This window comes from Pseudonocardia sp. UM4_GMWB1, assembly GCF_017312155.1.
Classification (GTDB): Bacteria; Actinomycetota; Actinomycetes; order Mycobacteriales; family Pseudonocardiaceae; genus Pseudonocardia; species Pseudonocardia alni.
The window spans coordinates 5,531,150-5,556,553 of the sequence record NZ_QJPN01000001.1 but is presented as its reverse complement, the minus strand read 5'-3'; the positions used below and the strand labels follow the sequence as shown (position 1 = coordinate 5,556,553).

The 25,404-nt window shown below is 70.7% G+C and carries 30 protein-coding genes and 2 tRNA genes; 13 read left to right on the top strand and 19 right to left on the bottom strand.

Annotation, left to right across the window (positions count from 1 at the left end; all coding sequences use genetic code 11):
• Positions 1 to 3: 3 nt before the first annotated feature.
• A complete protein-coding gene (locus DMP15_RS26135) occupies positions 4 to 528 on the top strand; it encodes a DUF501 domain-containing protein (RefSeq protein ID WP_073577653.1) in 525 nt (174 codons plus the stop codon).
• Here the strand turns inward: DMP15_RS26135 and DMP15_RS26130 are convergent.
• Positions 525 to 2,168, bottom strand: a complete 1,644-nt coding sequence (locus DMP15_RS26130; protein ID WP_073577654.1) for an acyl-CoA dehydrogenase family protein — start codon at positions 2,166 to 2,168, stop codon at positions 525 to 527. The two genes, DMP15_RS26135 and DMP15_RS26130, sit on opposite strands and share 4 nt — an antisense overlap.
• An 86-nt stretch (positions 2,169 to 2,254) precedes the next feature.
• On the opposite strand from DMP15_RS26130, the gene DMP15_RS26125 reads away from it, so the two are divergent.
• Positions 2,255 to 3,208 carry a Ppx/GppA phosphatase family protein gene (locus tag DMP15_RS26125; RefSeq protein ID WP_073577800.1) on the top strand — a complete coding sequence of 318 codons (954 nt, stop codon included), beginning with the start codon at positions 2,255 to 2,257 and terminating at the stop codon, positions 3,206 to 3,208.
• Positions 3,205 to 3,921, top strand: coding sequence for a uracil-DNA glycosylase (locus DMP15_RS26120; RefSeq protein WP_337826587.1), 717 nt, complete (start codon positions 3,205 to 3,207; stop codon positions 3,919 to 3,921). Before DMP15_RS26125 ends, DMP15_RS26120 begins: the two co-directional genes overlap by 4 nt.
• Positions 3,922 to 4,126: 205 nt before the next feature.
• On the opposite strand, the gene DMP15_RS26115 is transcribed toward DMP15_RS26120, so the two are convergent.
• Complete coding sequence (locus DMP15_RS26115; RefSeq protein ID WP_337826586.1) at positions 4,127 to 4,945, bottom strand: class I SAM-dependent methyltransferase; 819 nt, start codon at positions 4,943 to 4,945, stop codon at positions 4,127 to 4,129.
• 33 nt (positions 4,946 to 4,978) lie between these two features.
• On the opposite strand from DMP15_RS26115, the gene DMP15_RS26110 reads away from it, so the two are divergent.
• Positions 4,979 to 5,051: transfer RNA gene (locus DMP15_RS26110), tRNA-Leu, on the top strand.
• A gap of 137 nt (positions 5,052 to 5,188) precedes the next feature.
• Here the strand turns inward: DMP15_RS26110 and DMP15_RS26105 are convergent.
• The 8 genes from DMP15_RS26105 to DMP15_RS26070 form a co-directional block, all read right to left on the bottom strand.
• Positions 5,189 to 6,556, bottom strand: a complete 1,368-nt coding sequence (locus DMP15_RS26105) for a tyrosine-type recombinase/integrase (protein WP_337826585.1) — start codon at positions 6,554 to 6,556, stop codon at positions 5,189 to 5,191.
• Positions 6,556 to 6,744: a helix-turn-helix transcriptional regulator gene (locus DMP15_RS26100; RefSeq protein WP_130288638.1), complete on the bottom strand. Its 189-nt coding sequence runs from the start codon at positions 6,742 to 6,744 to the stop codon at positions 6,556 to 6,558. Before DMP15_RS26100 ends, DMP15_RS26105 begins: the two co-directional genes overlap by 1 nt.
• On the bottom strand, positions 6,741 to 8,336 hold the full coding sequence (locus DMP15_RS26095; protein WP_161152567.1) for a replication initiator: 1,596 nt from the start codon (positions 8,334 to 8,336) through the stop codon (positions 6,741 to 6,743). The genes DMP15_RS26100 and DMP15_RS26095 overlap by 4 nt, the downstream gene beginning before the upstream one ends.
• A 59-nt stretch (positions 8,337 to 8,395) precedes the next feature.
• Positions 8,396 to 10,024 carry an FtsK/SpoIIIE domain-containing protein gene (locus DMP15_RS26090; RefSeq protein ID WP_423213627.1) on the bottom strand — a complete coding sequence of 543 codons (1,629 nt, stop codon included), beginning with the start codon at positions 10,022 to 10,024 and terminating at the stop codon, positions 8,396 to 8,398.
• A complete protein-coding gene (locus DMP15_RS26085; protein ID WP_161152563.1) occupies positions 10,021 to 10,188 on the bottom strand; it encodes a hypothetical protein in 168 nt (55 codons plus the stop codon). Before DMP15_RS26085 ends, DMP15_RS26090 begins: the two co-directional genes overlap by 4 nt.
• Positions 10,185 to 10,529: a WhiB family transcriptional regulator gene (locus DMP15_RS26080; RefSeq protein WP_130288639.1), complete on the bottom strand. Its 345-nt coding sequence runs from the start codon at positions 10,527 to 10,529 to the stop codon at positions 10,185 to 10,187. Before DMP15_RS26080 ends, DMP15_RS26085 begins: the two co-directional genes overlap by 4 nt.
• Positions 10,526 to 10,981 (bottom strand): hypothetical protein, encoded by a 456-nt coding sequence (locus DMP15_RS26075; protein WP_130288640.1) that lies wholly within the window; start codon positions 10,979 to 10,981, stop codon positions 10,526 to 10,528. Before DMP15_RS26075 ends, DMP15_RS26080 begins: the two co-directional genes overlap by 4 nt.
• A 120-nt stretch (positions 10,982 to 11,101) precedes the next feature.
• A complete protein-coding gene (locus DMP15_RS26070) occupies positions 11,102 to 11,524 on the bottom strand; it encodes a plasmid replication, integration and excision activator (protein WP_130288641.1) in 423 nt (140 codons plus the stop codon).
• A gap of 151 nt (positions 11,525 to 11,675) precedes the next feature.
• Between DMP15_RS26070 and DMP15_RS26065 the strand changes: the two genes are divergently transcribed.
• From DMP15_RS26065 to DMP15_RS26060, 3 genes are all read left to right on the top strand, one after another.
• Entirely contained in the window at positions 11,676 to 12,296 is a 621-nt protein-coding gene (locus tag DMP15_RS26065) for a helix-turn-helix transcriptional regulator (protein ID WP_202417616.1), read from the top strand.
• A complete protein-coding gene (gene cutA / locus DMP15_RS30395; RefSeq protein WP_130288642.1) occupies positions 12,293 to 12,631 on the top strand; it encodes a divalent-cation tolerance protein CutA in 339 nt (112 codons plus the stop codon). The genes DMP15_RS26065 and cutA overlap by 4 nt, the downstream gene beginning before the upstream one ends.
• A 198-nt stretch (positions 12,632 to 12,829) precedes the next feature.
• Entirely contained in the window at positions 12,830 to 13,423 is a 594-nt protein-coding gene (locus DMP15_RS26060) for a flavodoxin family protein (RefSeq protein ID WP_435829223.1), read from the top strand.
• A gap of 252 nt (positions 13,424 to 13,675) precedes the next feature.
• Here DMP15_RS26060 and DMP15_RS26055 read toward each other — a convergent pair whose 3' ends face one another.
• The 3 genes from DMP15_RS26055 to DMP15_RS26045 all read right to left on the bottom strand — a co-directional run bounded on the left by DMP15_RS26055 (position 13,676) and on the right by DMP15_RS26045 (position 15,792).
• A complete protein-coding gene (locus DMP15_RS26055; protein WP_161152561.1) occupies positions 13,676 to 14,053 on the bottom strand; it encodes a hypothetical protein in 378 nt (125 codons plus the stop codon).
• A gap of 29 nt (positions 14,054 to 14,082) precedes the next feature.
• Positions 14,083 to 14,403 (bottom strand): hypothetical protein, encoded by a 321-nt coding sequence (locus tag DMP15_RS26050; protein ID WP_161152560.1) that lies wholly within the window; start codon positions 14,401 to 14,403, stop codon positions 14,083 to 14,085.
• A gap of 333 nt (positions 14,404 to 14,736) precedes the next feature.
• The gene (locus DMP15_RS26045; RefSeq protein ID WP_337826584.1) at positions 14,737 to 15,792 is read right to left on the bottom strand and encodes an HPP family protein; all 1,056 of its coding nucleotides are present in this window, start codon (positions 15,790 to 15,792) and stop codon (positions 14,737 to 14,739) included.
• Positions 15,793 to 16,259: 467 nt separating this feature from the next.
• On the opposite strand from DMP15_RS26045, the gene DMP15_RS26040 reads away from it, so the two are divergent.
• Entirely contained in the window at positions 16,260 to 17,057 is a 798-nt protein-coding gene (locus DMP15_RS26040) for an IS5/IS1182 family transposase (protein WP_073574106.1), read from the top strand.
• Here the strand turns inward: DMP15_RS26040 and DMP15_RS26035 are convergent, their stop codons facing one another.
• From DMP15_RS26035 to DMP15_RS26025, 3 genes are all read right to left on the bottom strand, one after another.
• Positions 17,058 to 17,420: a DUF6932 family protein gene (locus tag DMP15_RS26035; protein WP_161152558.1), complete on the bottom strand. Its 363-nt coding sequence runs from the start codon at positions 17,418 to 17,420 to the stop codon at positions 17,058 to 17,060.
• Between the two features lie 275 nt (positions 17,421 to 17,695).
• Entirely contained in the window at positions 17,696 to 18,001 is a 306-nt protein-coding gene (locus tag DMP15_RS26030; protein WP_130288645.1) for a hypothetical protein, read from the bottom strand.
• A gap of 50 nt (positions 18,002 to 18,051) precedes the next feature.
• Positions 18,052 to 18,537, bottom strand: coding sequence for a VOC family protein (locus tag DMP15_RS26025; protein ID WP_130288646.1), 486 nt, complete (start codon positions 18,535 to 18,537; stop codon positions 18,052 to 18,054).
• 328 nt (positions 18,538 to 18,865) lie between these two features.
• On the opposite strand from DMP15_RS26025, the gene DMP15_RS26020 reads away from it, so the two are divergent.
• Together DMP15_RS26020 and DMP15_RS26015 are read left to right on the top strand one after the other, a co-directional pair.
• Positions 18,866 to 19,234, top strand: coding sequence for a hypothetical protein (locus DMP15_RS26020; RefSeq protein WP_130288647.1), 369 nt, complete (start codon positions 18,866 to 18,868; stop codon positions 19,232 to 19,234).
• A gap of 92 nt (positions 19,235 to 19,326) precedes the next feature.
• Positions 19,327 to 19,397: transfer RNA gene (locus tag DMP15_RS26015), tRNA-Leu, on the top strand.
• 56 nt (positions 19,398 to 19,453) lie between these two features.
• Here DMP15_RS26015 and DMP15_RS26010 read toward each other — a convergent pair.
• The 3 genes from DMP15_RS26010 to DMP15_RS26000 form a co-directional block, all read right to left on the bottom strand.
• Entirely contained in the window at positions 19,454 to 20,710 is a 1,257-nt protein-coding gene (locus tag DMP15_RS26010) for an IS256 family transposase (RefSeq protein WP_308820250.1), read from the bottom strand.
• A 259-nt stretch (positions 20,711 to 20,969) separates the two neighbouring features.
• Positions 20,970 to 21,641 (bottom strand): tyrosine-type recombinase/integrase, encoded by a 672-nt coding sequence (locus tag DMP15_RS26005; RefSeq protein WP_337826583.1) that lies wholly within the window; start codon positions 21,639 to 21,641, stop codon positions 20,970 to 20,972.
• A 117-nt stretch (positions 21,642 to 21,758) separates the two neighbouring features.
• Complete coding sequence (locus tag DMP15_RS26000; protein WP_337826582.1) at positions 21,759 to 22,511, bottom strand: GAF and ANTAR domain-containing protein; 753 nt, start codon at positions 22,509 to 22,511, stop codon at positions 21,759 to 21,761.
• A 188-nt stretch (positions 22,512 to 22,699) separates the two neighbouring features.
• Here DMP15_RS26000 and istA point away from each other — a divergent pair, with 188 nt between their 5' ends.
• The 3 genes from istA to DMP15_RS25985 all read left to right on the top strand — a co-directional run bounded on the left by istA (position 22,700) and on the right by DMP15_RS25985 (position 25,193).
• The gene (istA, locus tag DMP15_RS25995) at positions 22,700 to 23,971 is read left to right on the top strand and encodes an IS21 family transposase (protein ID WP_210026967.1); all 1,272 of its coding nucleotides are present in this window, start codon (positions 22,700 to 22,702) and stop codon (positions 23,969 to 23,971) included.
• Positions 23,972 to 24,808 carry an IS21-like element helper ATPase IstB gene (istB, locus tag DMP15_RS25990; RefSeq protein WP_245350810.1) on the top strand — a complete coding sequence of 279 codons (837 nt, stop codon included), beginning with the start codon at positions 23,972 to 23,974 and terminating at the stop codon, positions 24,806 to 24,808.
• Between the two features lie 235 nt (positions 24,809 to 25,043).
• On the top strand, positions 25,044 to 25,193 hold the full coding sequence (locus DMP15_RS25985; RefSeq protein ID WP_337826581.1) for a hypothetical protein: 150 nt from the start codon (positions 25,044 to 25,046) through the stop codon (positions 25,191 to 25,193).
• The last annotated feature ends 211 nt before the right edge of the window (positions 25,194 to 25,404 follow it).

Sequence of the window (25,404 nt, the reverse complement as noted above, 5' to 3'; positions counted from 1 at the left end):
GGTGTGAGCAGCACTCGTTCCCGTCCGCCCGGTCTGGAGCCGGGCCCGGTCGCCCAGGCCGACCTCGACGCCGTCGCCGACCAGCTCGGTCGCGCCCCGCGCGGGGTCCTCGCGGTCGCCTACCGTTGCCCGTCCGGGCACCCGGCGGTCGTGCAGACCGCGCCGCGGCTGCCCGACGGCACCCCGTTCCCGACGCTGTACTACCTGACCTGCGCCCGGCTGGCGTCGCGGATCGGGACCCTCGAGGCCGAGGGCCGGATGCGGGAGATGGAGGAGCGGCTGGCCGTCGACGACGAGCTGGCCGGCGCCTACCGCCGCGCCCACGAGACCTATCTCGCCGAGCGCGACGCCATCGAGCCGCTCGCCACGCACCCCGACGTCACGGCCGGGGGGATGCCGGACCGGGTCAAGTGCCTGCACGTGCACGTCGCGCACGCCCTCGCCGCCGGGTCCGGGGTGAACCCGTTCGGCGACGAGGCCCTCGACGAGATCGGGGAGTGGTGGCGGTCCGGGCCGCCCTGCCTCTAGATCCCCGGCGTCGCCCGCTCCAGCAGCACCCCGACGCTGTCCTTGCCCGGCCGCGTCCCGGCCGTGCGCAGCGGCCCGTCGGCGTCGAGCCGGGTCGCGAGGAAGACGTCCGCGACGGCCGTCGGGGCGTGGCGGACCACCAGCGACCCCTGCAGTGCCAGCGCGGCCAGCTCCGCGAGACGGCGGGCCCGGCGCTCCTCCGGTGCGGCCAGCTCGGCGCGCAGCGCGGTGACCGTCGCGTCCAGCCGCGGGTCGGCTCCCGCCGCGAGGTCGATCTCGCCGAGAAGTGCCTCGACGGCGTGCGGCTCGCGGGCGATGGCGCGCAGCGCGTCGAGCGCGGTGACGTTGCCCGAGCCCTCCCAGATCGAGTTCAGCGGCGCCTCCCGGTAGAGCCGGGGCAGGTCGGACTCCTCGACGTAGCCGTTGCCGCCCAGGCACTCCAGCGCCTCGGCGACGACGGTCGAGGTCCGCTTGCACACCAGGTACTTCGACACCGGCAGGGCCAGGCGCAGCAGCGCCGTCTCACCCCGGTCGACCGCACCGGCCAGCCGCAGCGCCAGGACGGTCGCGGCCTCGGTCTCGACGGCGAGCTCGGCGAGGACCTCGCGCATCAGTGGCTGGTCGGCCAGCCGCGCCCCGAACGCCGACCGATGGGCGACGTGGTGCGCCGCCTCGGTGACCGCGGCCCGCGCAGTCGCCGCGGAGCCCAGCACACAGTCGAGCCGGGTCATCGAGACCATCTCGATGATCGTCCGGACGCCGCGGCCCTCGTCGCCGACCCGCCAGCCGACCGCGCCCGCGTACTCGATCTCCGACGACGCGTTGGACCGGTTGCCGAGCTTGTCCTTGAGCCGCTGCAGCCGGATCGCGTTGCGCGTGCCGTCGGGCAGCACCCGGGGCAGGACCAGGCAGGTCAGCCCGCCGGGGGCCTGGGCGAGGGTGAGGAACAGGTCGTTCATCGGGGCGCTGGTGAACCACTTGTGGCCGGTGAGGCGGTAGCTGCCGTCGGGCTGAGGGGTGGCGACGGTGGTGCCGGCGCGGACGTCGGAGCCGCCCTGCTTCTCGGTCATCGACATGCCCGCGAGGAGGCCGTCCTTGCCGGCCGGGACGGCGAGGCCGGGCATGTAGCGGCGGGCGGTCAGGCCGGGCTCGTAGGCGGCGGCGAGCTCGGGCGCGTGCCGCAGTGCGGGTACCGACGCGTAGGTCATCGAGATCGGGCACAGGTGACCCTGCTCGACCTGCGAGGTGAGGTAGAAGCCCGCCGCGCGGGTGACGTGCGCGCCGGTTCCGGGCTCCTCCGCCCACGGAGCGGCGGCGAGGCCGTGTCCGACGCTGGTGCGCATCAGCTCGTGCCAGGACGGGTGGAACGTGACCTCGTCGACGCGGTGCCCTGTGCGGTCGTGCGTGCGCAGCTCCGGCTCGCAGGCGTTCGCGGAGCGGGCGTGCTCGCGGTGCTCCGCGGTCCCGACGGCCGCGGCCACCGACTCCAGCGCCGCCGCGTCCCCGCCCTCCCGCGCGAGCGCCTCGACGACGGCCGGGTCCGCGGAGAGCAGGTCGCCGTCCGAGCGCGGCGGGACCTGGTTGAGGACCTCGTGGGTGCCGAGGTCGGACACCGGGGCCGGGGTGTGCGTCGTCGCCATTACCGGAGGGTAACCCGGACGGGCGGCTCCACCGGCCGATCCCGACTACGGTGAGGCCCGACGGTCGCCGAGAGCAGGGAGTGCCGATGTCGCGGGTCGCCGCCATCGACTGCGGAACTAATTCGATCCGGCTGCTGGTCGCCGACGTCACCGAGGCGTTCGACGGGCAGAAGGGGCTGCGTGACCTGCACCGCGAGATGCGGATCGTGCGGCTGGGCAAGGGCGTCGACGCGACCGGCCGGCTCGACCCGGAGGCGCTGGAGCGGACCCGGGTGGCGCTGGTCGACTACGCCGTCGCCGCCCGCCGTAAGGGAGCCGAGCGGATCCGGATGGTCGCGACGTCGGCGACCCGGGACGCGTCGAACCGCGAGGACTTCTTCGCGATGGTCCGCGACACCCTGGGCGTCGAGGCGGAGATCATCTCCGGCGACGAGGAGGCGCGGCTGTCGTTCGTCGGCGCCGTCGGCGACCTCGACCCCGACGACGGCCCGTTCGTGGTGACCGACGTCGGCGGCGGGTCCACCGAGGTCGTCGTGGGGGAGCTGCGCGACGGGGCCGCCGTGGTGACCGCGGCGAAGTCGGTCGACATGGGGTCGGTGCGGCTGACCGAGCGCTGCCTGCCCTCGGACCCGCCGTCGGACGCCGAGATCGACTCCGCGCGTGCGGTCGCCGCCGAGGTGCTGGCCGAGGCGTTCGCATCGGTGCCGGTCGAGACCGCGACGACCTGGGTCGGGGTGGCCGGGACGATCACCTCGCTGTCCGGGATCGCCCAGGAGCTGCCCGCCTACGACCGCGAGCAGGTGCACGGCTCGACGCTGACCCGCGAGGACCTGCACCGGGTCGCGGACCTGCTGATCCGGTCGTCGCGGTCGGAGCGGGAGAAGCACGGTTCGCTGCACCCGGGCCGCGTCGACGTCATCGGTGCCGGGGCGCTGGTCGTGCAGGCCCTGGCCGACGAGCTGCATGCGCGCGCCGGGATCGACCGGGTCGTCGTCTCCGAGCACGACATCCTCGACGGGATCGCGCGATCGATCGCATGAACCTGGCGGTCCTGGACCAGCGGATCTCCGAGTGCCGGGCCTGTCCGCGGCTGGTCGAGTGGCGCGAAAAGGTGGCCCGGGAGAAGCGGGCCGCGTTCCGCGACGAGACCTACTGGGGACGCCCGGTGCCCGGCTTCGGTCCACCCGACGCGAGGATGCTGATCGTCGGGCTGGCTCCCGCCGCGCACGGCGCCAACCGGACCGGGCGCATGTTCACCGGCGACCGCAGCGGCGACGTGCTCTACGCCGCGCTGTACGCCGTCGGACTGGCCTCGCAGCCGACCGCCTCGCACATCGGCGACGGCCTGGAGCTCCACGGGGTCCGGATCACCGCGCCCGTGCACTGCGCGCCGCCGGCGAACAAGCCGACCCCGGCCGAGCGCGACGCCTGCCGGAACTGGCTGGAGCAGGAGCTCGACCTGCTCGCGCCGACGGTCCGCGGGGTCATGGTGCTCGGCGGCTTCGGGTGGCAGGCGCTGCTGCCGGTGCTCGCCGGGGCGGGGTGGACGGTCCCGCGGCCGGCCCCGAAGTTCGGGCACGGGGCGTCGGTGACGCTGGCCCCGGCCCGGCCCGACCGGGAGCCGCTGGAGCTGTTCGGCTGCTACCACGTGAGCCAGCAGAACACCTTCACCGGACGGCTGACCCCGGCCATGGTCGAGCAGGTCCTGGCGGATACCGCGCGCGCCGCGGGATTGTCGCCGATCCGACGATGAACATCCTCGCCGCTGCTCGGGGGGCTCTTCCGGGGTGGCTGTGCTCTGCTCACCTCCACGCAACACCCTCCGCCGCGACGCCCCCGCCTGTCCGGTCGCCTCGCGTCCCCCGCGCCGCAGACGTCGCCGAGATGCAGCTCAGCGGGGTTCCGGTACGGGTCGTCGCCCGCTGAGCTGCATCTCGGCGACGTCCCGGTCCCGCGGCTCAGCCGGTGGTGAAGCGGTGCAGGCGCATCGCGTCCTGCATGGCGGGGACGTGCCCGGCCGCCGACAACAGCGGGCGCAGCCACACCCGCGGCTCACGCAGGGACACCTCGTCGTAGATCGAGATGTCGTCGCGCTCGGTCAGCGACGGGTGCCGGTGCGCGAACTCCGCCGGATTCCACGACCACCGGAACTCGGTACCGACGGCGCGGAACGTCGGCGTCCAGCGCGAGGCACGCACCGTCCACGGGGCGACGGCGTCGAACGCCAGCGTCGCCGTGGGGGTTCCGGACACGACCCGGTCGACGGTGGCGTGCACGGCATCGGCCGGGACGTACATGAAGAGCCCCTCGGCGACGACGAGTGTCGGCAGCGTCGGGTCGACGGCGGACCACCAGTCGTCGTCGGTGACGGAGCCGGGGACCTGCTCGATGCTGTCGGGGAGGTCGTAGAGCCGGCGTCGGACCTCCATCACCTCGGGCTGGTCGACGTCGACCCAGCGGCACGTCGACGGCACCCCGACCCGCAACGGCCTGCTGTCCAGCCCGCAGCCCAGGTGCAGGACCTGCCCGGCGGGCTCGGTGGAGAGGAACTCCCGTGTCCAGCCGTCGAGGATCGCGGCGCGGCACACGATGGTCGAGACGTCGCCGGTGAACTGCCACAGGCCGTGGACATCGTGCTCGATGCGGTCCCAGACGGGCTCCGCCCACGGGTCGCCCAGGATCGGGCGGCGGGACCGGGCGTCCAGGCGTCGCATGTAGAGGGTCATCAGCAGGGTCGCCGCGGCGCCCCGGAGGTCGACCTTCTCGGTGCTCGGCATGAGTCCTTCCCGCCCTGGCTACGCTGTCGCGGCGCCCCCGTAGCCCAACGGCAGAGGCAGGCCCCTTAAAAGGGTCCCAGTGTCGGTTCGAGTCCGACCGGGGGCACCCCCCTTCCACGTCGAGAATACCCCTCTGACCAGCGATTACACCCGACGAAGCCGAGATGATGTTGTCCGGTCGTACCCGGCCCTGACCGGTGCTCGGCGGGTGGCTGTACCGAATACGTACCGAAGTTCCGTCGCTCACGGGGTAGCCCCAAGGGCGTCGGCGATCCGCTGCCGGGCGGCGTCCTCCTGGCCGACGATGCACTTCGCGTAGATCTGGTGCAGGACGGCGACGCTGTGCCCGGCCCACTCGGCGACCTGGGTCGAGGGCACGCCCGCGTTGAGCCATGTCGACACCGCGGCGTGGCGGAGGTCGTAGGGGCGTCGGGCGAGCGGCGAAGCGGCCTCCGACTCGGTGAGAGCGCTCGCGCGAGCTTTCCGCCATACCCGGCAGTAGGTGCCCGCCGGGAGATCACCACCGCGGACACCGCGGAACAGCCGGCCATCCGGCGTCGTGCCGTGCTCGGCGAGATGCGCCCGCAGCAGAGCGGTGAGCGGAGGGGGAGACGGGACCGAGCGGGTCTCACCGCGGGCCCGGTGCTTCAACTCCCGCTCCTCGCGGCGCCGGCCGTTGTCGGTCCAGGAAGCGCCGGCCTCCGGGGTAGAGCCGGTCAGCAGCAGCTCGCCCCAGCCTTCAGCTGGAAGTTGGAGGTCAGCGGCGCGGAGTGTCACAGCCTCGCCCGGCCTGAGGGCGGCGTAGTAGAGCAGGCCGAAGAAGGCGACCAGGCCCGGGCCGCTCGGCTTCTGACTGCCCACGGCGGACAGCAGGGCGCGGGCCTGAACGGTGTTGACGACGGCTCGCTTGTCCACCGTCTTCACCGTGCGCGGGATCTTCCACGCAATCGCGGTCACCGGGTTGCGGGTCAGGAGCCGACGCTCCACCGCGTACTCGCCGAGGTTGACCACGACGCCACGTTGCCGAGCGATCGAGGCCGGGGCTGCACGGCCGCCGTCGCCACGCACCGTCAATGCGTCCAGGACAGCGCGTACGACGGCCGGTTCGGCCAGGTCACCCACCTCACGGGTGTTCCGTTCCAGCCATGCCAACGCACGCGCAATCGGCTCTGGCGGCGCGGCATTCGTGCTGGCCCGGACGTTGAACGCCCACGCGGTCAAAGCCTTGCGCAACGTGGCGTCGTCCGGCCGGCCTCGCTCACTCGTGATCAGCGCGAAAGTGGCGTTGGTGAGCGCCCGCGCCGTGTTGCGCCGCGAGTTCGGAGCCAGGTGCGGCCACTTCATCGCTGCGTAGTCCCGGGCGAACGCGAGCCACCCGACGCGCCGTTCGGAGCGATCCATCGACATCGGACGGCCGGTGTCCAGTGAGAACGCCTCGCCACGCCGCGCAGCAACCAGCAGCTCGGACCGGAAAGCATCAGCCAGAGCCGCGGTCTTGTACGGGACTCGCCAGCGTCGCCCAGCAACCGACCACTTCACTGTGTGCGTCGTGGTCCGTGCGCCCGAGTACACCTCGACCTTCCAGATCCGCACGTCGTAGGAGGTCTCCATCAGGCTGCCTCCTCGTGCGCATCGAGCCAGCGCTCCAACTCCGCACGACGGACCCGCAGGTCACCGTTGGGGAGCTTGATGCACCGCGGGGCCCGGTTCTTCGCCCGCCACTCGTAGAACGTTGACCGCGAGATCCTGAGTTCTGCGCACACCTGCATGACCGTCAGCCGCTCCGTCGTCTTCGTCATGCCGCTGCTCCCTCAGTTGCCGAACGGTCGGGTGGGGCGTCGCTTGTCGCCAGGACGGCGGCGTCGTAGTCCGCGCGCCATCGGCTCCGTTGGTTGATCGCATGGAGCAGCAGCACCGTGCGAGGAGGCACGTCCGAGTCCCCGGGCTTGGTCGTCTCCCAGGTGAACGGGCCGTCGTCGACGGCGTAGGCGGGCTGCACCCCTGCCCGGTCGAGCAGTTGCCGAACGAACGCCGTCCGCTCCGCGCGGTGGTCCGAGAGCGACTTGTTGGACCACTTCCGTGAGACCAGTACCCGGCGTCCGGCGATGCCGAGGTGCTCGGGCTTGTGCGCTTTGCCCTTGCACTGCCCTGGCGTCGTCCCGGGTCGGGCGCCCTTGGGCTCGATGCCATAGAGCAGCCAGATCGGGCAGCGCGGCGAGCACGGCGTGATGGCCAGCTCGGCGGCCAGGCGGCGGGCGTGCTCCCGCTGGCGAGACGTCGCGGACTCGTCGAGGCCGGCGGCCTGCCCGACGGACTTGGTGAGGTACTTGGTCAGGTAGCCGATGTGCCGTCCAGCCTCCTCAGAACCGCCGAGGATGCCCTTGACGTGGACCTGCGGCCCGAACACCACTGTGTGTGCCGGAGCCGCGAGCGCGTCCGGGTCGGTGGCCTCGTCCCAGGTGGGCAGCGGCTCGCGAGTCTCGGGGTCGACGAACGCCTTGTGGTGGTGGTCCCAGCGCGGGAGCCGGTCCCCGCTGTAGACGATCTCGTCGTGGTGCGGCCACCACACCTGGTGGTAGGTCGCAGCCGTGATCGCCCGCAGCTCGGTGCGGGGGATGGTGCCGCGGATGGCGGCGTGGAAGTGCGGTGCCCCGCGCTTCTGCGGCTCGACGGTCCCGAAGTACTGCACGTCCCAGCCCACACACCGGCGGGTGTTCTGCCAGAACCGGTCCAGCAGCTTCGGGAAGTGGATCGCGTCGCGGGCGGCGCGGCGGTAGTCGTAGGTGTCCGGGTCGAGCGCGGCGCCGTGCTTGTCCACCCGCCCATACGTGTCGAGGGTCAGGGTGAGGAACGTGGAGGGGCGGTACTTCCCTCCGAACACCCGTCCGAGGGTGCGGTTCTCGACCGGGCGGCGGGGCAGGTTCGGTGCGTCCTGCCGTCGGCGGGTGGAGCGGCGCACGGTCTGGGGTGTCGGGTCGAGCGGGGCCAGGCGGCCGCGGACCCCGAGTGCGCGCAGCTCCTGGTCGACCTCGGCGACGGTCTCGCGGATCTCCTCGCACTCGGCGTCGTCGCCCTTGGCGCGGGCGTCGGTGTAGGCGGCGTGCAGGTCCGCCCGGACCGTCATCAGCTCTTTCTGCGCGGCGGTGGGGTCGGCGGGTTTGACGATGGGTTCGTCTTCGAGGTGCCAGCCCTCGCGGCACTGGACCATGCGCAGGCGTCGGGCCTTCTCCGCGCAGGGGCGGCACTGGTCCTCCCGCGTGGACCCGCACGGGACGGGGACGACGTCGACCCGCCCGCTGCTCTGGTCGATGCGGCGCATGGCCAGCGGCCGGATGCAGACGCCGTGGTCCTCGGCGAGCTGCGTCGCGACCTCGTTCGAGAGCGCGAGCATGGCCTTCTGTGCGCGGGTGAGCTTCTCCTGGTCGATCGGCTCGGTGCCGGTCGCGGCGTTCACGCGGCACCTCCGGCGGGTAGTGCGGGTGTGCCGGGGCGGAACGGCAGCACCGGCGCGGGGCGGCGGGCCGGGTCGGGCGAGGGGGCGGTGACGAACCGTTCTAGGGCCTTGATCGCGTCATCCGGAACCCACGCGGCGCGCACGCGCAGGGGCTCGCGGACGCCTTCCCCGAACAGGTAGCCGACACCGGGTTCGGACTCGCCGATGCGGTTCGCCCACGCACCCCGGTCGTACGCCTGATCGCCCAGGACCATCCCGACGTGGCTCTTGGAGGCCACGCGAAGGCAGATGCGGCGCGGGAACAACTCCCGCACCGGGACAGTGTCCTTGGTCGGCTCCTGCACGTAACCGCGGACGGTGAACCCCAGCGCCCGGCCCTGGGTGGTCAGCAGCGCGATGCGTTCGGTGATGGCCTCGCGGGTCTTGCGGTCGCCGACGTAGCGGAGCAGGGCGCCGATCTCGTCGAACTCCACGATCTCCAACGGAGTCTCGGTCGTGATCGGGACGAGGCGGGTGGTTCCGGCGTGCTCGCGCTTGCGCGCTTCCATCTGCTCGACCAGGTCGTCGAGCAGGGCCAGGGCGTCCTTGCTGGTGACGGCGTAGCGGTGGAACACGTCGCGGCCGTAGGCCAGTTCCATGCCCTTCGGGTCGATGCCATTGACCCGGACCAGGCCGTCGCGGATGGCCGGGGCGATCGACAGCAGGGGCGTCCACATCAGGGAGCCCTTGCCTGCCCCGGTGGCGCCGCCGATCAGGGTGTGGCTACCGCGGATCGACTGCCGCCACGGTGTGCCGTACTCGGTAGCTCCGGACAGCACCCGGTCCAGGTCGATCGCGTCCCCGGGGAGGCCGGCCATGGCGTCGAGGTCGGGTGCGGTGACGACGGCGTCGAGGAGGTTGCGGCGCTGGTAGTCGATCGACACCACGTTCGGGCTCAGTTCGCGGACCTGGCAGCGGTTCACCCCGCGAGCCACCGCGAGGGCGCGGGCGGCAGTGTCGAAGTCCTCCGGGGTCTGCCCGGCGACCAGACGGACCTTGACCTCGTCCCACGAGGGTCCGGAGCGGACCGAGAGGATGCGGGGGAGCTGGTCGCGGCGCGGTCGCTCCCGGGGGGCGGTGGCGGTGCGGCGCAGCGGGTTGACCTGGATGACCGTGGCCCCGCCGCGGTCGGGGACCGTGAGGCCGACCGAGCGCAGCCAGCGCGGCATCCGGGGTGCGTAGACGAGCCAGCGCTGCCACCAGGAGCGCAGGTGACGTCCGGCCCAGTGGTCGAACGAGGGCAGCGACGTGACCCGCCACACCCCGAGCACGACCGTCACGGCGGTGAGGGTGAGTAGCAGCGACAGCCAGCCCCACCACCAGCACCACGCCGATACCACGGCAACTGTCGTAGTGGTGCGCCAGTGCCGGACCGCCCACACGACCGCGAGGACGAGGCCCTTGGCGGCGAACCAGAGGGCGAGGAACACGACCGCGGCGGTGGCGAGGGCTTCCAGGACCTTCGCGAGGTAATGGCCGATCTTGTAGAGCAGGTAGACGGTGACCGCGGCCAGGGCGCCGCCGACGGTGAGGATCTGGTTGACCGACAGCGGCACATCGGCCGGTGAGGCAGCAGCGGTGATCACTTTCGGCCTCCCTTGCCACGGGCGGTGCGGACGGTGGACAGCGGGACCAGTGCGAGCTGGTCGAGGTGATCGGCGCACCGGCGGCGACGTGGGTCGGGGCGCTCGTGGAGCGGTGTCCGGCAGACCTCGCACCGGGTCGGGCGGGTCGGCTTGGTGGCGTTCATGCGACGTCACCTCCGGCGGCCGGGGTGGTGGTGATGGTGAGCCCGGCGCGGTGCAGAGTCCGGCGCTCGCCGGGGGTGGTACCGCCGGTGATGCCGTAGCGCCGGGCCGGGTCCTCCGTGGCGAGCGCGTCGGCGAGGCAGGCGGCGCGGACCGGGCAGCCCCGGCACACCCGACGTGGTGTCTCGACCGAGGCCGCGCGGTCGTCGACGGGGAAGAACAGCTCGGTGTCCAGCCCGGCGCACGCGGCGTCATCCCGCCAGCGGACATCGGTCGTTGCGGCGGTGGGGTCGGTGATCGGGACCAGCCGCAGCACCGGCCGGCCCTGGCTCGGGGCGCTCATCGGGCCACCGCCGAGGTGTCCGGGAGCCCGGGGGCGGCGGGGTCGGTGAGGCCGAGGTCGGCCCAGTTGGACATGGCCCCGGCGACGTCGGAGGTGGGTCGGCCGTCGGCGAGGGCCTGCCAGTCGTCGGCGGTGTCGGTCCAGTAGCGGGCCTGGCGCTCGTTCTCCATGACCGCGGTGACGACGGCCTGGACGTAGACGACCGGCGCGTAGTTGGTGGCCGTGTCGCGCTGCAGAATGGCCCACCAGCGGGCCCGGCGGGTGTGGAGCTCGGCGAGCCGACGGGCCCGGGCGGCGTGGGCGAGCAGGTCCCCGGCCGAGGGTCGGGCGGTGTCGCGGATCGCGCGGCTGGTGCGGCGGAGGCCGGCTTCGACGAGACGGGCCACCGGCACGACCTGGGCGTCGGTGGGGTCGGTCGTGGTGTGGGCATGACGGGGTAGGGAGGTGTGCATCTACGCTCGGTGTCCTTCCGAGTCTTAGTGCCTGGCAGGGCTACGAGGGGCGAGGAAGATCGGAGGGGAGCCCGCTACGGACGGGCTTCCCTCCACCTGACGCGGTGGGTGAGTGGCAGCTCAGGCCGCGTCCTGGTTCTTGCCCGGGGCCGGGCGCTGGTGGCCGGGGGCGCGCATCCCGGCGGCGCGGAAGCTGTAGGCGACGCGGGGCCGGCCTCCGGTCTCCTGCACGTACGGGGTGACGGTGAGGCCGTCGAACTCGACCGGGCGGAACGGCAGCCCTGCGGCGGCCTCGGGCGGGACCGGCTGGTGCGGTGCCGCGATCTTCACCGTGACCGTCTTGTCGGTGCGGCGGGCCTCGGGGTCGGCGTCGAGGACCGAGACCGACCACACCGGCAGCCCGGTCTCCTTGTCGGTCTGCTGGACCGGGCGGCCGGGGGAGGACTTGTCGAAGTCCCGGACCGGCTCGACCTCGGACACCACGAACGCGCCGTGGGGGAACACGTCGCCCATCGCGACGGGGAACTTGTTCTTGATCGCCATGACTGGCGCCCTCCTCGGGTTGCTCGGCGACACGGTCGGGTGTGCCGAGGTCAGACCGACGGAGCGGACTTGCCCGCCCCTGTTGCGGACTAACAAGTCCTACAGTGAGGCGAACTAGTCCGGTTGTCAAGGACTAGGAAGTCCTACGACGATGGGGTGCGTGGAAATGGGCGAAGTGATCCGGAGGCGTCGAGCGGATCTCGGCATGTCGCAGGCCGACCTGGCGCGGGTGGCCGGCATCGACACCCGGCAGATTCGTCGCTACGAGGCGGGGGAGCAGCAGCCGCTGCTGTCGGTCGCGTTGACCATCGCCGACGCCCTCGGGGTGTCGGTGAGCGAGCTGGCCGGCCGCGCGCCCGGGCGCGTCTCGCTGAGTGGAGACTGGTGGGCGTCATGGCAGACGACCCGCGACGGCGTCGAGAAGGTCGCCACGCAGCCTGTGCGCATGCGTCAGGAGGGCGACCTCGTGCACATTGCCGCAACTCAGCGTGGACTCAGTCAGGCAGAGGGTGGCTATTTGTGGTCAGGCGAGCTGCGCCTCTGGGACAACCAGATTCTCACCGGCTGGTACGCGGCGGCTGACGGGGCTGTTCGGTCGAAGGGCACGATGTTTCTGGCCATGCACCCTCACGGAATCGAGTTTACCGGTCGATGGGTGGGGCTCGGCTACGACGACAATATTATGACCGGTTGGGCAACCATGGGTAAGACTGCTAAAGATTCTGAGCGGGCGATGTCTGAGCTTGTGGCAGTGCGAGGCGGCATCGCATGATCACCGGCGGGCAGATTGAGTTGTGCGAAGTCGTTGTCACCGCGCCTGACCCGGAATGGCTGTACGAATTCGCCAGATCTCTCGTGGCTGATCGACTGGCATCTAATGCACACAATTTTGAGCCAGTGCGATCTGCGTACCGGTGGGACGGTGAGTTGCGCGAACGCACCGAGGGGCGTGTGGCGCTGCATACGAGACGGTCGCTTGTTGCGAGGATAGTAGAGCGCGCCGAGAAAGATCACCCTTATATGGTGCCGAGCGTGAGTGCTCGTCCCATTTATGACGGTAACCCGCGTTATCTTGAGTGGATTGCGGCGGAGACCCGGCAGGGCTGATCAGATCCTTCTCTCCTCTAAAACGGAGTCGGCGGAGAGACGTTCTTGCAGCTCTTGCTTGACTCCGACCGGTTGCGAGCTACTCCTCATCCCGCAGGTCGCCTTGCTCTCCCTTGACCTCGATCTCCTCGAGAGTGTAAGCCCGTTTTGTCGCCATTGAACTTCCTCGTGCGACCTTCTCGTGTACCGCAAAACGCGCTGCAACTACTAGTGTGCAGCCTCAAGCCCGGCCCGCAGGCCTCAAGCAGCGAGGTGATGGCCCGACAGGTGCTCGACGCCATGGCCGATCACGGTGTCGCCGGCGACACGCTGCGGGTCGCCGACTACGACGTGAAGCCCGGCACCGCGGCCGACATGGGCGAGGGTGACCAGTGGCCGCAGATCCGCAGCCGGATCTATGACGCGGACATCCTGGTGTTCGCGACCCCGACCTGGGTCGGGCACCCGTCGAGCGTGGCACAGCGGGTCCTGGAGCGGCTCGACGCGGAGCTGTCCGAAACCGACGACCAGGGGCGACCCGAACTGTTCGGCAAGGTCGCGGTCGTCGCTGTGGTCGGCAACGAGGACGGCGCACACAAGATCGTCGCCGACTCGTTCCAGGCACTCAACGACATGGGGTTCACCATCCCCGCAGGCGGAGCGACCTACTGGAACTCCGAAGCGATGAACCCGGTCGACTACAAGGATCTCGACCAGACCCCGGAACCGGTCGCGGCGACGACCGCGACGCTGGGCCGCAACGCCGCCCACCTGGCCCGGGTGCTCGGCGCCCAGCAGTACCCGGCCTCCTGAGACCGAGCCCCCTTCAGGGATGTCCAGTTTGCGCTGCGCGGTAGTTGCCGGGCCGGGGCGTCAGCGGCAGGGCACGACGATGCGCTACTACCGCGCGGTGAACAGCCTGCAGCACAGCGCCGTGCACGGCCTACCGGCGGGCCCGCCGCGACTGGATGGGCGCTGTGCAGTAGCGGCCAGTTGATCTGAGGGTCGGCCTGGCGGTCGGCGTGATGCACAGGGCCAGGGTCAGTGACGCTGGCCGTTCCCGTCTCAGAGCAGGTCTACCTCGAGCGACGGGTCGACGCGACGCAGTCGCTCTGGGTCCGTGGACAGCGCCGGCCATCCCCGCTCCCGGCACAAGGCGGCTACGGACGCTGCCAGCGGGTCGTACACCGAGGCTGCGGAGGTCTCGTCGAGCAGACGGGCTGCCTCGGCGGGGGAGTCGGTCAGGACGACATAGGGCGCGGCGAGCAGCAGGTCAACCTCGGCGACGAGGCCCGGCCGCAGACAGAGGGCCTCGTCACGAGCGAAACGCGGAACGACGAACGTGAGCCCCAGTTCCCAGGCCAGGGCGTACCAGGTAGCCATGCCCAGATGCCCGTTGGCGTAGGCGTCGAGCGCGCTCGCGTCGAGGACCTTCCCGCTCACAGTGTTCGCGGTAAGCGCAGGTTGAGTGCTCAGGACACGTCCGCCACGGGGTAATGCGCTCGGATGTGATCCTCGCCCGGCCACTCACGGCCGGCGGTGGCGTAGATGCGCCGGTAATGCTCCAAGGTCGGAGCGCCGAACCGGGTGGCGTGGTCGCGCACGACCTGGTCGTGGCGAGAGTCGCGCCGCTCAGGACGCAGCTCTCCCGGCCCGGCCGCGGCGATCGGAACGATGTCGGCGACGGCGTGGCCCTGACGGACGACGCGAACTCGTGAACCTTTCGACGCACGCTCGATCGCGGCCGCGACCCCATCCGGATCGTCGGGCGACACTTCGAACGCCTCGCTCACAGGAGACATCGTAGCGCTACCACCACAAGCTGAGGGCATCCTGCGCAGCCGCGGCACCGAGAAGGACACCTGCGCGGTCGTCCTGCAGGGCTGCAGCCCCTCGACCGTCGCACTCCGTGACGGCTATCTGATCGAGACGCGGCGGTACCACAACGGCTCGGCGTCTCGCGCCGCATCTGGGACTGTGGCGCTCGGGGATGCGCAGTGATGACACGTGAAGACGGGCTGGATGCCGGGTCGCGACCGCCCCACATCAGGCGGAAACCTGCTTCGCACTTACCGAACGAGTGGCGAGCCGCCGATGTGCGCGGACGCCGCGCATCTCGAGGCTTGTCACGCCGAATCGGCCAGGATGCGGCACAGCGCGATGAGCAGGTCGGTCTGGGTGACCATGCCGCGCAGGCGGTTCCGCTCGTCGACGATGACGACGGCGTGCGTGCGTCCGTCGGTCAGGATGCGGCTCAGCGCTGCGAGGGGCGTGTCCGCCGAGGCCGTCGACGGTAGTGAGGCCATCGAGCCGACGGTGCCCGCGGGGTGCGCGAGCTCGCGGAGCCCGAGAGTGCCGACGACGGCGCCGTCGTCGTCGAGCACCGGCACCGTCCGGACGTCGTGCTCGAGCAACAGGTCCCGCGCCGTCGTCGGATCGTCGCCCGACCGGACCGAGACGGTGTCGCGCGACATCACGTCCGCGGCGACGAGGTCGCCGTGCTGCCGGACGAGCGCCTGGGTCTCGACCTCGCGCAGCAGCAGACCGATGTCGTCGCGGTCGATGTCGAACGTCTCGCCGATCTCGGCCAGCGCCCGGTCCACGTCGTCGGCCCGGAAGCAGCTGCGGCGATCGGCCCGGTCGGACGGCGCCGTCCGGTGTGGGTAGGGGTGCCGCGACAGGCGGTGGAACAGCCACCCCATCGCGACCAGGACGACCGAGTTCACCCCGACCGGGAACAGGGCGAACAGCGGGCCCGCTCCGGTGATCACGCTGCCGCCGATGACGGCCGTCAGGGCTGCGGCCCCTCCGGGTGGGTGCAGGCAGCGCAACAGCGACATCGTCGCGATCGCCACGGCGACGGCCAGCCCCGCCTGGGCGAGGACGTCGGGTACGACCAGCCGCGCCCCGACCCCGATGAGTGTCGAGACGACGTTGCCCGCGATGACCGGCCAGGGCTGCGCGAGCGGGCTCGACGGCACCGCGAACACCAGGACCGCCGACGCCCCGACCGGTGCGACGATGAACGGCAACGCCGCGCCCGGCCCGACGACGAGCGCCCCGATGGCACCGGCGACCGAGATGGCCGCGAGCGCCCCGGCACAGGCGAACAGCCGGTCGGACAACCGGGCACCGGCGAGGATCGGGCGGAACTGCGGGAGTCGGCGCGAGAGAGCCGCCACGCGCGTCCTCCAGGAACTCTCGACCCGTCGATTCCGGCAGCTCGTGGCGCCGGTCGGGACGTTACGGGCAGATGTCGTTCCAAGTCATCCCGTACCTCGTCCAAGGGCTGGGCAGGAGTGGCCTCTCCAGGCAGGCAGGGCATGACCGTCTGACCAGGCAGGATCGTGAGCGGCGATGCAGGCTGACGATCTCCGACGGGAGTCGGCTCCACGTTGCCGCCTACCCGTCAGGCCGCGTTCCGATCGCCCAACCAGTGTCCACTCGAGCCGGCAGCTGAACGGTTCAGATGCGGGCGGTCATCATGCCGCCCACGACTGCTTCGCCAATGACCCGGCACCATTGAGCCTTTGCCAACCTGATGGACGAGCAGGTCAGCTGGCGTGCGGCGTGGCGTGACCTCGAAAGGGTGAAGCTCCTGGTAGGCGGGCGATTGCCTAGATCAATCCGCCTGACCAGGAGCTTCAGAGTGTTGTCTTACCCGTCCGGGATGACCGTGTCCAGCCGCGCGCTCGGCCTGCTCGCCGACGCGCTGCGCGCGCACCGCAACCAGCGGGCTACACGCTGGCGCAAGCTCTCCGCCGGCCGCCAGGCCCTGCTGGTGGTGGCCTATCTGCGCAAGGGCGAGACCTATGCCGACCTGGCCTGCGGGTTCGAGATCGGCACGTCAACGGTCTACCGCTACGTGCGCGAAGCGCTCGCCCTGCTCGCGGCGATGGCCCCGACGCTGGAGCAGGCGATCGAGGTCGCCTCACGCAAGGCGTTCGTGATCGTCGACGGCAGCCTGCTGCGGATCGACCGGGTCGGCATGGCGTCCGGCCGAGACCGCCCCTACTACAGCGGCAAGCACAAGGCCCACGGGCTGAACGTGCAGGTCATCGCCGACCCGGTCGGCAGGCTGGTGTGGATCTCCCCGCCGCTGCCTGGCGCGCGGCACGACATGGGAGCCGCCCGCGACCACGGGATCATCGAGGCGCTGACCGCGCATGAGATCCCCGCGGTCGCCGACACCGCCTACCAAGGCGCCGGTCCGATGGTGGCCGTGCCGCAGCGGCGTCGGCGCATCGACCCGGACACCGGGCGCTACCGGCGCCTGTCGCGCAACCAGAGGGAGGTCAACGCCGCACACGCCCGCCGACGCGGGCCGGGTGAGCGGGTCAACGCCGAGCTGAAGAACTGGAAGGTTCTGCGCAAGATCAGATCCTGCCCGGCCCGGGCCGCCGAGCTCGTCGCCGCAGTTCAGACCCTCATGATCGCCAACGGATGATCAGGTTGGCAAAGGCTCATTCCGAAGAACGTGGGTTGCGTCCAGCCACGCTGCTGGGCTCAGGCCGGTGGCCTCGCGGCTGGCGGCGGAACGATCACCGTCGATCAGGACAACGACGTCGATGTCGTTCGGGTGCTCCCGGGCGGTCACGAAGGAGCCGTTGATCCACGCCGCGTAGATCGGTATGCCTGCTGCCTGGAGCTCAAACAGGCGAGACGAGGCGAGACTCAGTAGCGACCGTCGATGATCTGTCGTCCCGAACGTGCGTTCGACTTCCTGCCAGGTCGCTGGCCACGGCTCCTCGGACCACGGCAGGACGAACTGCTGCTCGTCGTCTTCGCTCACGACCAGCTCAGGCAGCACGCCCGCGCCTTTCCAACACGTCCACGGATATGGAGTCGTGCACGAGCGGTGTCTTGTTAGCCACGGGCAGCGATCGGGTTCTCCGTGCCCAGTAGTGACGCACCTCACCGGACGTGCCGAATCCGCCTCTAGGGGATCAAGGCGCCGCCTCCGGCGGCGCGGGGCCGGCCACGCCGGCCCCGCCGCTTCGCTCACTACACCTCCGGCCCGTTCGCGGCGTCGGGTCCGGCTACCCGGCCCCACTGCCACGGGACGAACGCCTATCCCGGAGGCATTCAGCGAGCCACAGCACGGCTCAGGTCGTCCAGCGACGGTGCTCCAGCCATCCCAGCTGCGGATCGGTAGACCCGGCACGACAGACCCGCTCCGGGCGAGACCTGCTCGGCGAACGGATCGGCGCCATCGATCACGACCGTCGGGGAACCCGCGAACGCCGGGATCGAGCCCACCGTGTCCTCGGTGACGATGCGGACCGCGATCGGAGTGTCCTCATGTCCGGCGTCGTCGAGGGCCTGGCGCAGACGCTCGAAGGTCGGGCGCTCGTTCGGGCAGTCCGTCACGACCAGAAGCTCAACGCGCATCTCTACATGGTGCCCGGCGCGGGTAGCGACACTCCCGGGCCAGCAGCGGTTCAATCGTTGCGGCCCATCCGGATCAGGTTCCCGCTCGGGTCCTTCACACTGAACTCGATCATTCCCCACGGTTCGACCACGACGTCGCTAACCGGCAGGCCCTGCGCCTTCAGGCGGGCGTGCCAGTCGTGGGGATCGGGAATGTGGATGTAGACCGCCGCGGCGTTGTGCTCCGGGTCGAGCTCGGCCCGCAGATCCAGATGCAGCACCTCCGCGTCGCCGAACATGACGAACGCGTACTCCGGGCTGTACTCCTCGACCTGTAGGCCCGCACGGGTCCAGAACTCCCGGGCTGCCGGCATGTCGTGCACCGGGAAGATCGGCGTGATCGATGGGCGGTTCGCCAGCCGACCGGCCATGCCGTGCACACAGCCGCCACACACCGCGATCTCGGGGTGATGGCTCAGCCGCGCCACCTCGTCCGGAGGCTTCGGAGCGCCGCAACACCCGCACGTCACCGTGGTCTCCTGCGACACGTTGGTCATGTCGGCCCCCTTCACGAGTCCGCCGAGCGTAGCGGGCAGACGGGCATATCCGGCACGGCCTCACAAGATTGTCGCCCTCGAAGAGATGGTGGGCGCTGCCCACACCCGACACCGCTTCGGAGATCAGGGGGAGTGTGGCGTGGGTGGTGATCTCCTCACGGCGCGCCGAGACGGCAGCCAGCCCGAGGGGCGGGGCACAAGGCGGGACTGAGTACCTTGCACCCCGCCCCTCGGCCCGGCAGGGGCAAGCCCGCGCCGCGAGGAGATCACCACCAGGCAGGGGAGTGGGGTAGCGAACCCCGCGCGACCACCCGCTAGCTTGGCGTCGATGGCACCAGATCTGCCCGACTTTAAGAAGATCAATGCTGCTGTCGAAGCCGCGGGACAGGTTCGTGGACGACACTTCACCGAGTGGGTCCCACACCTTGACGAGCTGCGGAAGCAGCGACGAGACGACGAGTCACTGACTCTGCTGCTGGAGATCATCGCTGCCGCTGAACGGGCCGCCGCGATTAAGACCATGGACCCTCCGCCTGGGTACACGAAGCGAGCCGCCGTCATCTACCGGCGCCAACGCGACCACCTCGCAGAGGTCGCGATTCTCGAGCGATACCTCCGAGCGTGTCCACCTGGTCGAGGCGATACCACTGTGTCCGAGCGCCTCGCCAAGGCAAAACAACTCGCCGACACGGCGTAGCCGTCACCCGCACCGTTCGTCGATCCCCGTGCCGAATACGTGCTGAAGTTTGTGACCGGACCGACCGGGCGACGGAACTATTGCAGGTCAGGGCCATCGAACAGGGTGCGCAGGGCCTCCCCTTAAAAGGGTCCCAGTGTCGGTTCGAGTCCGACCGGGGGCACTCGGTCAAGTCCGCTGGCGTGGTGTGTGACGACTGCCGCGTGATCTTCTGTTCTGTCAGGCGCTGAGCGCCGGGATCGTGTGGGTGGGGGTCACCTCCTCGGTGCCGGTCGGGGTGTCGGGGACGGGTGTGACGCGGGCGCGGGCCAGGACGTCGAGGCCGAGGTAGCGGCGTCCTTCGGCCCATTCGTCGTGCTGTTCGGCCAGAACGGCGCCGACCAGGCGGATCAGGGAGTCGCGGTCGGGGAAGATCCCGACGACGTCGGTGCGGCGACGGATCTCGCGGTTGAGTCGCTCGCTGGGGTTGTTCGACCAGATCTGGCGCCAGACCTCCTTCGGGAAGCTGGTGAAGGCCAGGACGTCGGCACGCGCGGTGTCGAGGTGCTCGGAGACCTTCGGCAGCTTCTCGCAGAGTGCGTCGAGGACCCGGTCGAACTGTGCGTGGACGCTCGCGGCGTCGGGCTGGTCGTAGACCGAGTGCAGCAGCGCCCGCACCCACGGCCAGGAGGACTTCGGGGTCGCGGCCATCAGGTTCGCCGCGTAGTGGGTCCTGCAGCGCTGCCAGGCCGCGCCGGGCAACGTCGCCCCGATCGCGGCGACAAGGCCCTGGTGGGCGTCGCTGGTGACGAGCTTGACCCCGGACATACCGCGGGCGGTCAGGTCGCGGAAGAACCCCAGCCAGCCGGCGCCGTCCTCGGCGGAGGTGACCTGCAGGCCGAGGATCTCCCGGTGCCCGTCACCGTTGACCCCGGTGGCGAGCAGGGCGTGGAGGTTGACCACCCGCCCGTCCTCGCGCACCTTCACGACCAGGGCGTCAGCGGCGACGAAGGTGTAGGGGCCCTGGTCGAGCGGGCGGGTCCGGAACTGCTCGACCTGGTCGTCGAGGTCGGCGGCCATGATCGAGACCTGGGACTTCGACAGCCGGGTGATGCCCAGGGACTCGACGAGCTTCTCCATGCGCCGGGTCGAGACCCCGAGCAGGTAGCAGGTCGCGACCACCGTCGTGAGCGCTCGCTCGGCGCGGCGGCGGCGTTCCAGTAACCAGTCGGGGAAGTAGGAGCCGTTGCGCAGCTTCGGGATTGCCACGTCGATGGTGCCGGCGCGGGTGTCGAAGTCGCGGTGGCGGTAGCCGTTGCGGGTGTTCGTCCGCTGCTCGGAGCGCTGGCCCCAGGCGGCTCCGCACACCGAGTCGGCATCGGCGGACATGAGGGTGTTGATGAACGTGGTCAACATCTGGCGCAGCAGGTCGGGACTCGCCTGGGACAGCTGCTCGTGCAGGAACTCGGTGGGGTCGATACTGGAGGGCGCGGTCATCGCGTGATCCATCTCCTGTTGGCTGTGAGAGGCGTTCAGAAGATCACGCGGTGGCCGCCCTACACGATGCCTCGCCCGTCACCGAGCCGGTCGCACACCACCTTGGTGGACGCCACTGGGCACTCCGCTTCCACGTCGAGGATACCCCTCTGACCAGCGATTACGCCCGACGAAGCCGAGATGATGTTGTCCGGTCGTGCCCGGCCCTGACCGGTGCTCGGCGGGTGGCTGTACCGGATACGTACCGAAGTTTCGTCGCTCACGGGGTGGCTCCAAGGGCGTCGGCGATCCGCTGCCGGGCGGCGTCCTCCTGGCCGACGATGCATTTCGCGTGGATCTGGTGCAGGACGGCGACACTGTGCCCGGCCCACTCGGCGACCTGGGTCGACGGCACACCGGCGTTGAGCCACGTCGAGACCGCGGCGTGGCGGAGGTCGTAGGGGCGTCGGGCGAGGGGTGAGGCGGCGTCCTCGGGGGTCAGAGCGCTTGCGCGAGCCTTCCGCCAGACGCGGCAGTACGTGCCCTCCGGGAGATCGCCGCCGCGGACACCGCGGAACAGCCGGCCATCCGGCGTCGTGCCGTGCTCAGCGAGGTGCGCCCGCAGCAGGACCGTGAGCGGTGGGGGACAGGGGGCCGAACGGGTCTCACCGCGTGCCCGGTGCATCAACTCCCGCTCCTCACGACGTCGGCCGTTGTCGGTCCACGAAGCGCCGGCCTCCGGGGTGGAGCCGGTCAGCAACAGCTCGCCCCAGCCATCGTCGGGCAGCCGTAGGTCAGCCGCCCGCAACGTCACGGCCTCACCCGGCCGCAGCGCGGCGTGGTAGAGCAGGCCGGGGAAGGCGACGAGCCCGGGACCACTGGGCCTCTGGGTTCCGGCAGCCGAGAGCAGCGCCCGGGCCGGCGCAGCGTTGACGACGACCCGCTTGTCCACCGATTTCACCGTGCGCGGGATCGTCCATGCGATCGCCGTGACCGGGTTCCGGGTCAGGAGACGACACTCGTCACGGCGCCGCCCGGCGGCGGCGCGGGGCCGGCAGCGCCGGCCCCGCTACCGTGCCAAGTCGGAGCCAGATCCCGATCGCGCCTGCGGCACCGTCATCGCCCGTGCTTCCGCCTCACGACAGAGAACCTCGGCCACGTCGCAGAGCTTCATGTTGACGTCCTGCGAGGACCGCACCAGCAGTCGGAAAGCGCTGTCATCGGTCAAGCGAAACCGCTCGATCAGGATTCCCTTGGCCCGCCCGATGACGTCGCGGTTCGTCAAAGCCTTCACGAGGTGCTCGGCGCGCTGCGCGCCGTACACCGCTACCGCGGCTTGTGTGACGAACGCGGCCATGATGGTGCGCGAGCGGTCGTCGCTGAACGCCCCGACCTCGTCCGACCACACCGTCATCGCACCGATCGGATGTTCCTCAGGGGCCATGGCGTGGCACAGGACGCTGCGCATCCCCGCACTGGCGGCGGCTGGGGCGAAGACCGGCCACCGATCGCCGGCCTCCGTGAAGTCGTCGATGACGACCTCATTCAGGGAACCGGCCGCGATGGCATCGATGCACGGCCCGTGTCCGCAGTCCACCATGACCCGGGCCAACTCCGGGATGCGCTTGTCGGTGGCTGCGAGGCAGTGCAACCCCGACCGGTCCTGAGTGGTCAGCGCAGCCCATTTGGCGTGGGGTACCGCTCGCACCAGGTCATCGCAGATCCGGGTGTACTGCTGGTCTGTGTCCTGGTCAGCCCCCGGCTCGCTGAGGAGCCGCTCCGCTTGCTCCTGAAGGACCGAGTGCAGTTCTTGTGTCTCCACGAAGATCAGTGCCTCCTCGCTGCTCGCGAACCGTCGGACTCACTCTGGCCTGATAAACCGTGCCATAACGGAGCTTGGAGAGTCAGTCTCCCGGCGCTGGTCAGACACCTTCGAGGGCTGTCGACGACGCGCTGAGACTGACCCTCTAGCGACGGGTTGGGACTGACCCCTCCATCGAGGCTGGAGGGGTGATCACGTTGGAAGAGTGGGCTGAGGTCCGTCGTCTGCACCGCGCCGAGGGCGTGCCGATCAAGGAGATCGTCCGCCGGCTGGGACTGGCGCGAAATACGGTGCGGGCGGCGTTGCGGGCCGACGCGCCGCCCTCGCGGGAGCGTGGACCGCGCGGGTCGTTGGTGGACAAGGTGGAGCCGCAGGTCCGGGCCCTGCTGGCCGAGTATCCGAGGATGCCGGCGACGGTGATCGCCGAGCGGATCGGCTGGACACACTCGTTGACCATCCTCAAGGACCGGGTGCGTGAGCTGCGGCCGTTGTTCGCCCCTCCCGACCCGGCGGACCGGATCGAGTACGCCCCCGGTGAGCTCGCGCAGTGCGACCTGTGGTTCCCGCCGGTCCCGATCCCGGTCGGTGCCAGCGGGGCGCGGGTCCTGCCGGTGTTGGCGATGACCTGCGGCTTCTCCCGGGTGACGGACGCTGTGATGATCCCGTCCCGCAAGGCCGGCGACATCCTGGCCGGGATGTGGGAGATCATCGCAGGGTGGGGCCGCTGTCCCCGCACGCTGGTCTGGGACCGCGAGGCCGCGATCGGCGGCACCGGGCGACCCGGCGTCGAGGCAGCTGCGTTCGCCGGGACGCTCGGGGTGCGGATCAAGCTCACCCCGGCACGGGACCCGGAGTCGAAGGGACTGGTGGAGCGGCGCAACGGCTACTTCGAGACCTCCTTTCTGCCCGGACGCAGCTTCGTCTCGCCGTTCGACTTCAACGCCCAGATCGAGACTTGGTTGACCGAGGTGGCGGGCGCCCGGCACCTGCGCTCGATTGGGACCACCCCCGCCACGCGGTGGCCGATCGACCGGGCCGCGATGGTCGCCCTGCCGCCGGTGGCGCCGCAGGTCGGGCTGACCGGGCGGGTTCGGCTGGCGCGTGACTACTACGTGCGCGTCGACGGCAACGACTACTCGGTCAACCCGGCCGCGATCGGCCGGTTCGTCGACTGGATCGCCACTCCCGCCCTGGTCGCGGTCACCTGCGCCGGGCAGATCGCGGCCACCCACGAGCGGGTCTGGGCCAGCGGCGCCACGGTGACCGATCCCGAGCACCGGGCCACCGCCCGCGCCCTGCGCACTGCGTTCACCGCCGCCCGTGACCGCGCCCGCCATGACACGCGCTCCCACACCGATGGGCACGTCGTGGCCCTGCGCGCGCTGCCGGATTACGACGCGCTCTACGGCGTGAACTTCGACCCCGCACCCGACCCGACCGCCACCGCTGAAGGGCAGTAGATGACCACCCCGAAGACGACCGCGACGACCAGCACGACAGCAGCCACGGAAGCCACGAAGACCGGTGGCGTGAGCACCGAGCTCGGCTCGAAGCTGGCCTACCTGACTCGCGTGTTGAAGACGCCCACGATCGCCCGCGTCTGGGACGACCTCGCCGCCCAGGCCCGCGACCTGAACTGGTCGCACGAGGAGTACCTGACCGCGGTCCTGGAGCGCCAGGTCGCCGACCGTGAGTCCGCCGGCACCACCATGCGCATCCGCACCGCCCACTTCCCGGCCGTGAAAACGCTGGAGGAGTTCAACCTCGACCATCTGCCCTCTCTGCGCCGAGACCTGCTCGCCCATCTGGCGACCGGCACGTTCGTGGCCAAGGCCGAGAACGTGATCCTGCTCGGACCGCCCGGGATCGGGAAGACCCACCTCGCGATCGGGATCGGGGTCAAAGCCACCCAGTCCGGGCACTCGGTGCTCTTCAACACCGCCGGCAACTGGATCACCCGCCTCGCTGCCGCGCACCAGGCCGGGCAGCTGGAGGCCGAGCTACGCAAGATCCGCCGCTACAAGCTGATCATCATCGACGAGGTCGGCTACATCCCCTTCGACCACGACGCGGCGAACCTGTTCTTCCAGCTCATCGCCTCTCGCTACGAACAGGGCTCGGTCATGGTCACCAGCAACCTGCCCTTCGGACGCTGGGGCGAGGTCTTCGGCGACGAGATCGTCGCCGCCGCGATGATCGACCGCCTCGTCCACCACGCCGAGGTCCTCACCCTCTCCGGCGACTCCTACCGCACACGCGCCCGCCGCGAACTCCTCGCCAAAGACCGCGACAACTAGCACGAACCGGGCACACAGGGGTCAATCCCAAACCGTCGCCAGGGGGTCACTTCTAACCCGCCGTTGACAAGGGCTTGTACGACAAGGCCCCCGGGCTCCGCCCGGACCCGACACCGCTCGGAGATCAAGGGAGTGCGGCAGTGACCTCCTCACGGCGCGCCGAGCCTGGCAGGGGGGACCCGCGCCGCGAGGAGATCACCAGGAGGCCGGGCGTGTGGGGGAGACACCCCCGTCGGTGCAGCGCACCGACGCGGACGCGGGACTCGGCCCGCTCATCGTCGTCGTCTCGGCCGTTGTGACGAGACACGGCTACTCGACGATCGGCCCCTTCGACGTCGTCTGTGCGGTGATCCCGACTACCCCTCTGGCCAGCGCTGACTCCTGACGGAACCGAGACGATGTCGTCCGGTCGTAGCCGGTCCTGACCGGTGCGGCGGTACCTCCCGGGTTCGAAGTCCAGCCGCGATCACGGGTGCACGATCCGCGGATCCGGAGCCGCAGGCTCTCGGAGCGAACCGGCTGCTCGGCCTTCTGCTGTGCGAGGAGAAGCAACGGCGAGCATCGCGACCCGTGAACCGCCCCACCATGTCGCGGAG

Excerpts from the sequence above, each read along its gene's own strand:
- DMP15_RS26025 (WP_130288646.1), bottom strand. The coding sequence starts at position 18,537 with ATGACCAACGTGTCGCAGGAGACCACGGTGACGTGCGGGTGTTGCGGC.
- DMP15_RS26030 (WP_130288645.1), bottom strand. The coding sequence starts at position 18,001 with ATGCGCGTTGAGCTTCTGGTCGTGACGGACTGCCCGAACGAGCGCCCG.
- DMP15_RS26130 (WP_073577654.1), bottom strand. The coding sequence starts at position 2,168 with ATGGCGACGACGCACACCCCGGCCCCGGTGTCCGACCTCGGCACCCAC.
- istB (WP_245350810.1), top strand. The coding sequence starts at position 23,972 with ATGACCACCCCGAAGACGACCGCGACGACCAGCACGACAGCAGCCACG.
- DMP15_RS26115 (WP_337826586.1), bottom strand. The coding sequence starts at position 4,945 with ATGCCGAGCACCGAGAAGGTCGACCTCCGGGGCGCCGCGGCGACCCTG.
- DMP15_RS26120 (WP_337826587.1), top strand. The coding sequence starts at position 3,205 with ATGAACCTGGCGGTCCTGGACCAGCGGATCTCCGAGTGCCGGGCCTGT.
- DMP15_RS26105 (WP_337826585.1), bottom strand. The coding sequence starts at position 6,556 with ATGGAGACCTCCTACGACGTGCGGATCTGGAAGGTCGAGGTGTACTCG.
- DMP15_RS26075 (WP_130288640.1), bottom strand. The coding sequence starts at position 10,981 with ATGCACACCTCCCTACCCCGTCATGCCCACACCACGACCGACCCCACC.
- DMP15_RS26100 (WP_130288638.1), bottom strand. The coding sequence starts at position 6,744 with ATGACGAAGACGACGGAGCGGCTGACGGTCATGCAGGTGTGCGCAGAA.
- DMP15_RS26070 (WP_130288641.1), bottom strand. The coding sequence starts at position 11,524 with ATGGCGATCAAGAACAAGTTCCCCGTCGCGATGGGCGACGTGTTCCCC.
- DMP15_RS26010 (WP_308820250.1), bottom strand. The coding sequence starts at position 20,710 with ATGACCGCGCCCTCCAGTATCGACCCCACCGAGTTCCTGCACGAGCAG.
- cutA (WP_130288642.1), top strand. The coding sequence starts at position 12,293 with ATGATCACCGGCGGGCAGATTGAGTTGTGCGAAGTCGTTGTCACCGCG.
- DMP15_RS26125 (WP_073577800.1), top strand. The coding sequence starts at position 2,255 with ATGTCGCGGGTCGCCGCCATCGACTGCGGAACTAATTCGATCCGGCTG.
- DMP15_RS26080 (WP_130288639.1), bottom strand. The coding sequence starts at position 10,529 with ATGAGCGCCCCGAGCCAGGGCCGGCCGGTGCTGCGGCTGGTCCCGATC.
- DMP15_RS26085 (WP_161152563.1), bottom strand. The coding sequence starts at position 10,188 with ATGAACGCCACCAAGCCGACCCGCCCGACCCGGTGCGAGGTCTGCCGG.
- DMP15_RS26020 (WP_130288647.1), top strand. The coding sequence starts at position 18,866 with ATGGCACCAGATCTGCCCGACTTTAAGAAGATCAATGCTGCTGTCGAA.
- DMP15_RS26095 (WP_161152567.1), bottom strand. The coding sequence starts at position 8,336 with ATGCTCGCGCTCTCGAACGAGGTCGCGACGCAGCTCGCCGAGGACCAC.
- DMP15_RS26065 (WP_202417616.1), top strand. The coding sequence starts at position 11,676 with ATGGGGTGCGTGGAAATGGGCGAAGTGATCCGGAGGCGTCGAGCGGAT.